The following is a 6,159-nucleotide window of genomic DNA, read 5'->3' on the forward strand; positions in this document are numbered from 1 at the left end:
TTGTCAGGAATTTAAATAATCGCCCCCGTAAGGTCTTAGGCTGGAAGACACCATCTGAAGTTTTCTTCGGTAAAAAGTTACACTTGATTTGACAATTCGTCTCTTCCCGAAGTACCAGATTCAAGTCACCCCGATTTATCCTCGGGTCACGACGAACCACGCCAACACCAAGATCTCGTTGGACCACAAAACCGTGGCCACGGCCGACAGTTCGACCTTTAGCCGCCAATTAGGCCCACTGGTCCCCGGTGAATACCACCTGGAATCCAGCGGGAAGGTCGGAAAGCACCACCTGATCAACAGTAGTGACTACCACATCACCAAGAGTCGGACTTACGACCTTGGCTTGACCACCATCACGGCCACGGTCCACACGGTTGCCGGCTCGGCCATTTACATGAACGGTCAAAAACTGGGCATCGCCGACAGTAACGGCTACTATGAGCTGAAAAACCAGCCCTGGTCCCCGAACATGACTCTCTACGCCGAATACACCTCGAATGCCGGAACGGCCCGGAGTGCCTCGTTGAAGGTTGCTAAAGGTGACGATGGCAATGCCGACTTGTCCTTGGACTACAGTAACTTGATTAGCGAAGACACCGCGGATGACATCATCAGCAACCTGTTTATGATGGTCGACGACATGACGACTGGGACGGATCCCGATGACGAAGCGGACGATGATGATAACGCCTATGAGGACTACTTCGACCACGGGAGTAGCAACACTAACTACCAGCAATTTGTCCGCATGGCCCACGGCTACAACGACGATGACGACATCGATTATACGGAAATGGCTGATACTGATATCAAGGCATCGCCCCGGGACCAAAGGGACGCAGCCTGGTCACCTACACGGTCAAGTATAAGTTCTGGAACACGGCCAATGATGATGACGACGAAGAGGCCCACGTTCAGGTCTATCAGTACGTGGCGTCGCTTCGCGATACCAGTGACGATGACAGCACCGACATGAACTACCAGATTACCACCATTTCCGGTGCCCAAAAACTACGCGACTATCACTCAGAAGATTAATTTTGGAGGCTAACTATGACCACTCAAGCATCAAAATTCTGCCCTAATTGTGGGGCGCAACTCAATCCCAACGCTAAATTCTGTCCTAAATGTGGATTCGCCATCGCAGCCATCACTGCACAACCTGCATCCGCGGCGGACAGCACCAACGTGACTAACCAGTCGACCTCAACGGACCAACCGACCCCGGCACAACCGACGCCTAGCCGGGAATCATTAGCCAGCGTTAAAGAATTCTCCGGCAACTACTTCCAGTGGTGGCTCGAGACGATTCGCCATCCCGCAACGCCGCTCCCTAGCGCTGGACGCTGGTTTGGCGCCTTGACCCTCGCGATTGAGGCGCTTTTGACCACGCTTTCCCTGACGCTCCTGGCTAATAAAGGCCTGGCGCTGGCCCGCACCACCTATACTTATCTCAATTTCAATGGCATCATCGCCAAAATTGTATTTGTCAGCTTCTTGCTCTTACTCTTAGTTTGGCTGATTTATGTCAGTATTGGGTACGGGTTCCGACGACTAATCGATCCCGGGACCCCACTGGGTTTTCTGGACTACATCAATCAGTTTGCCTCCCTCACGAACTTGATTCTAGCGTTCAACCTCATCGTCTTTCTCGTTTGCCTCATCACGGGAAAAGGAAATCCAGCTGGACTGGAAATGTTGGTGGGTGTTTTGGTTCCGTCTAACGTCTTAATGACCCTGGGCTTTCTTTTTAGTATCGTCAGTGATGTTCCTGCACCCCGCATGGACCGATTTTACACGATGGTCCTCGCTTTGATTTCGTTGACCATTGTTCTGTTAATCTTTGGTCTTTTAGCTGCCAGCCTCATTGGAAACTCATTGTTGGGATCCGTAACCGCACTGCTTGATGCTGGTTTGAGTTTCTACCCCGCTTAACCACGAACTCATAATCCAAGAACACCTAAAAACACCCCTTGATCACTTATCAAATCGATAAGGATCAAGGGGTGTTTTTTTGATTAGTCAGTAAAATTCATGGGCCGGATATCAATCCCGGCTAAGCGGTGCTGCCAAGGTTGCGGTTTCACTTGATTGAGGTCTACCGCCACAAACTGAATGAAATCAGTCGGGTAACGGTGCGCCAGACTCGTCATCGTACTAGCTTGCGGTAAAGCCTCTTGATGGTTGACCAAGAAACGGCCCAGCGTAATCTCGGCGTTAACCAAACTTTCTCCCAAACTACGGCCACCCGTCACGGCGTCCGCAATGTCAGGGAATATTACCGTATAGCCATCATCTTCGTTAGCCGCCAAGACAGCGGGATACGTTACGCTAGTTGAGTTATTCATAGTTTTTATCCGTGCACCTCTCATTTATTATAATGTTGGTCATTATACACAGGCCCCCGCTAACCTTCAACTGCTGGTTTATTCAACTAACTAAATGGATAATGGGCACTATGGTTCAGGGCTAGATAATAACAAAAGCCACGCTTAATTTCGCGTAGCTAATCTGCTTGCCTTCAACTATAATCGAAAGGCAAGCAGGCTTTTAATATAAGTAAGGCAACGTTTCAATCTTAACCCCGACAAAAGCAGGAGGCCATCGATAAATAAGCAAGATTACATTGAACAGTTAAATTTAAGTCCCCATCCCGAAGGCGGCTGGTATCGCCAAGTATACAAAAGTGAGGATACTTTTAACTCACCGGGAACAACTAAAAAACTACACTACTACACTTCCATCTATTTCTTGCTAGATAATCAAAGAGTCTCACACTTTCACCGCTTAACGCGTGACGAACTATGGTACTTTCATGCAGGTAATACGCTAGCCATCCACTGCATTTCACCTGAAGGTCGTTTCTACTCTGTTAAACTTGGCAATAATCCTGCCAACAACGAACAATTTCAATTTGACGTTCCCGCAGGTACAATTTTTGGTTCTGAAACTATAAAACCAGATTCGTTTAGTCTTGTCAGCTGTGCTGTTGCACCTGGCTTTACGTTTGACGACTTTGAACTGATGCACAAACAAGACTTACTTCAAAAATACCCTGACTATCGCGAAATCATTAATCGGTTAACGTTAGATTGATGGGTCTTTATTGTTAAAATAAAGAATATACGCTTGCTTATTTGCTAGTTTTAAATCGTCTTAATTTCAATTGGTAGAATATATTTTTTATAAGAGAGAAGGTAACAGTTAATGTCAGCCCATCACCGTAAGCAGATGAAAAGTACTTCTGAATTGATTGAGCATATGAAGCAAAAAAATATCCGCTTTACTATTTCTAATACCACCGAAGCAAAAGATATGCTGACTAAAATTAATTATTACTACAAGTTATCATCGTATCGATCCAACTTTCCAAAAGACGAACATGGTAAATATATCCATCTAGAATTCGCTTATTTAACCGACCTTGCATCAATTGATATGCAACTACGCGATTATTTGATGGACCTATCCTTAGATATTGAGCACGCTATCAAAGTCGTCCTATTGAATTTAATTTCAAACGATCCTACTGAGGACGGTTACACCATTGTTACCGATTTTAAGAAACAGCATCATGCACAATATTCTCAAACTATCCAATATTGGGGAAGTAATAAATATCTCCATGATTTTTACAAAAAACGTCACGAAGACGTTTCTGTGTGGGTACTTATGGAAACGATGACATTTGGAACGCTATCTATGTTTGTTGATTTTTATTATTCACGTAAAAAAATAAAACGAGTTCGTCAGATTAAGAACTATCTTCGATTTAGTAAAAATATTCGGAATGCTTGCGCTCACAGTAATCCTTTATTAGTCAATCTGTTCTCAGATAGAGAATTTTTGCGTCGCCCATCTGCTCCTGTTATAACAGCGGCCAAATATATTGGCATCAGTCGTACCTATTTACAAGATATCAAAATAAACGACCTTGTCTCTCTTTTCTATCTTCATAAATCACTGCAAAGTAAAAAGATGAGTGAACATCGTTGTCGACAAGGTCGACGTCTAATCAAGCGATTTCATAGGCATTATGATTGGTATGCAGACAATACTCAGCTAAATACTTTTTTCAGAATACTTAACGTTTTAATTGACTATCTCGATATGAACTAGTAATATCTGTAAATAAGGAAAGGTCGGTTCGCCCGGTCGCTAGCCTAGGTACTGCCGAAAGCTAGTTATTATAATGGCCAATTACTTAATGTAATTGGTCATTTTTGTTATTCCAAATACTTCATAAAATAAACGTAGGCAACGAAAAATCTAAATTCTGCTGTGGTACCAGGTGATTTAACTAGAAATATTACTTATGGACACATCATCAAATCAATTACGGCTGACAATGGTCCTGAGTTCATTACATGTCTTTGTATTTTTCTTGATACCTTTTCTGCAGTTTCCATATTATAAAAATTGCAAAAACACAAGTGCTCTCCCTGCTTATTACTGCGTTTCAACATCTGCGTTAACCTTCTGAGAAAATTCAAAATAATCAGCAATCTTTACCGAGTTTAAATTCCGGTCTAAATCTTCGTACATCTTAACTTCCAGCATAGAAAAGCACTTTCTCTTTTCAAAATACTATGAATCTCTTTGTAACCCATCTTTCGTCAGAATGTATCGTGACGTATACAGGTCTCTAATTTGATCCGGGATATGATGGTCTACCTCGATTATTGTTAGCTGATTGTTCGTTAACAATAATTTATGAATTTGGATTGAAGTTTTAACATCTAACGATGCAGTTCCTTCATCAACTAGCAACACTTTGTGGTTAAAAAATAAGGCTCTAGCGATTTCCAACCGTTTCAATTGTCCGCCAGATAGATTACGACCATTCTCTCCTACTATCTTGTGTAGTGACTCATAATTTCCAAATTCAGGTAGGCCAGCTTCTAAAAGCGCTGAGACGACATTCTCATCACTCGCATTATTACCTAATGTGACATTGTAAAGAATGCTTTTTTCAAAAACAACCGGGCTTTGCTCAACCACTGCAAATATATCATAAGCCTCTTCTTGGCTATAGGATCCCCCATTAATCCTTAAAGTGCCTGTATCAATTTTAAGTTCCTTTAAAATTAGTCTAATCAATGACGACTTTCCAATCCCAGATGGTCCACTGATCAAAACCTTTTCACCAGATTTGACACCTAAATCCACATGCGAAAAAATAGCCTTCTCATCATATTTACATGATACGTTTTCCAAGGTTAATTCTTTGAACGGTTGCGTTCTTGGTTGACTAAATTTCTCTTTTAGCCCTGTCTTTAACTGCTCTTTTTCTAAAATATTTTTCCTTATTTGCTTAGTTCCATTAATTGTATTGTAAGACGAAACCATCGTATTAAACCCATTAAGAATCCAGGTCGATGAATACTGGATAGCGACAAATTGAGATAAAGTAATCCTATTGATGATGGTCCAATAAACTCCAATTCCCATTGGGACGTATGAGAAAATGAAAAATAGAAAACCAATTACGGAATTTGATAAAGCTAGTCGGATATTTAACCCAGCATTCGACTTTTCCATTCTTGAGACTGATTGATTTAGGGAAGAAGACGTATTATTAATCGATTTGTATCGTTTTAGTAGTTGCGCACCATGAAATAGATCTCTAACCGTCCTCGAAAGGCCTTTATTGGTTTGCGACCACATTTCTGTCTTTTTCTGGATTGACTTACTGAATAGTTTCGGTGATATCGATGGTATCACCATAAAAGCAATGAAAATCAAGGCTAACTTCACATCACTGTAAAAGGCATACCCTAAGGTCCCCACGGTTGTTACTACGGCCCCAAGAAGAGAGAATATTTGTCGCCAATAGTTCGTTTCTAACAATTTTAAATCGTTCATAAAAAAGGACAGATTCTCCGATTCAAAGTCTTTATCTCGACTTGATAGTGATGCCAACGTTTGCAAAACATAATTGGTTTTTATCTTCTCATTGATCATTACCACATTTTTATTCACAATAATACTTTTCACATACGAAATTAACGCAAAAACTGCATATATTGCCACGACCAAAGAGAGTGTAAAATATTTTGTGTAAATGAGTATTGAAAAAGGGAAGACCTTCCCCGTATGATTATAAGCGTCTAAACCAAATCAACGGAGGTCTTCCCCTATGAATCAGTTTAACAA

Annotated in this window: 6 protein-coding genes; 4 read left to right on the forward strand and 2 right to left on the reverse strand. The window is 41.8% G+C overall.

The window, feature by feature from the left end:
* Positions 1-88 precede the first annotated feature (88 nt).
* Together DXH47_RS11230 and DXH47_RS11235 are read left to right on the forward strand one after the other, a co-directional pair.
* Positions 89-979, forward strand: a complete 891-nt coding sequence (locus tag DXH47_RS11230) for a TcaA 3rd/4th domain-containing protein (RefSeq protein WP_129033399.1) — start codon at positions 89-91, stop codon at positions 977-979.
* A 77-nt stretch (positions 980-1,056) separates the two neighbouring features.
* Positions 1,057-1,938: a zinc ribbon domain-containing protein gene (locus tag DXH47_RS11235; RefSeq protein WP_129033400.1), complete on the forward strand. Its 882-nt coding sequence runs from the start codon at positions 1,057-1,059 to the stop codon at positions 1,936-1,938.
* Positions 1,939-2,021: 83 nt separating this feature from the next.
* Here the strand turns inward: DXH47_RS11235 and DXH47_RS11240 are convergent, their stop codons facing one another.
* A complete protein-coding gene (locus tag DXH47_RS11240) occupies positions 2,022-2,351 on the reverse strand; it encodes a type II toxin-antitoxin system HicB family antitoxin (protein ID WP_191985853.1) in 330 nt (109 codons plus the stop codon).
* A 277-nt stretch (positions 2,352-2,628) separates the two neighbouring features.
* On the opposite strand from DXH47_RS11240, the gene DXH47_RS11245 reads away from it, so the two are divergent.
* Together DXH47_RS11245 and DXH47_RS11250 are read left to right on the forward strand one after the other, a co-directional pair.
* The gene (locus tag DXH47_RS11245) at positions 2,629-3,099 is read left to right on the forward strand and encodes a cupin domain-containing protein (protein ID WP_318531352.1); all 471 of its coding nucleotides are present in this window, start codon (positions 2,629-2,631) and stop codon (positions 3,097-3,099) included.
* Positions 3,100-3,210: 111 nt separating this feature from the next.
* A complete protein-coding gene (locus tag DXH47_RS11250; RefSeq protein WP_129033401.1) occupies positions 3,211-4,122 on the forward strand; it encodes an Abi family protein in 912 nt (303 codons plus the stop codon).
* Between the two features lie 468 nt (positions 4,123-4,590).
* On the opposite strand, the gene DXH47_RS11255 is transcribed toward DXH47_RS11250, so the two are convergent.
* Positions 4,591-6,042, reverse strand: a complete 1,452-nt coding sequence (locus DXH47_RS11255; protein ID WP_225423582.1) for an ATP-binding cassette domain-containing protein — start codon at positions 6,040-6,042, stop codon at positions 4,591-4,593.
* Positions 6,043-6,159 lie beyond the last annotated feature (117 nt).

The organism is Levilactobacillus suantsaii (assembly GCF_004115745.1).
Lineage (GTDB): Bacteria > Bacillota > Bacilli > Lactobacillales > Lactobacillaceae > Levilactobacillus > Levilactobacillus suantsaii.

Coding starts and splice junctions, on each gene's coding strand:
- DXH47_RS11235 (WP_129033400.1), top strand. CDS start 1,057: ATGACCACTCAAGCATCAAAATTCTGCCCTAATTGTGGGGCGCAACTC.
- DXH47_RS11240 (WP_191985853.1), bottom strand. CDS start 2,351: ATGAATAACTCAACTAGCGTAACGTATCCCGCTGTCTTGGCGGCTAAC.
- DXH47_RS11250 (WP_129033401.1), top strand. CDS start 3,211: ATGTCAGCCCATCACCGTAAGCAGATGAAAAGTACTTCTGAATTGATT.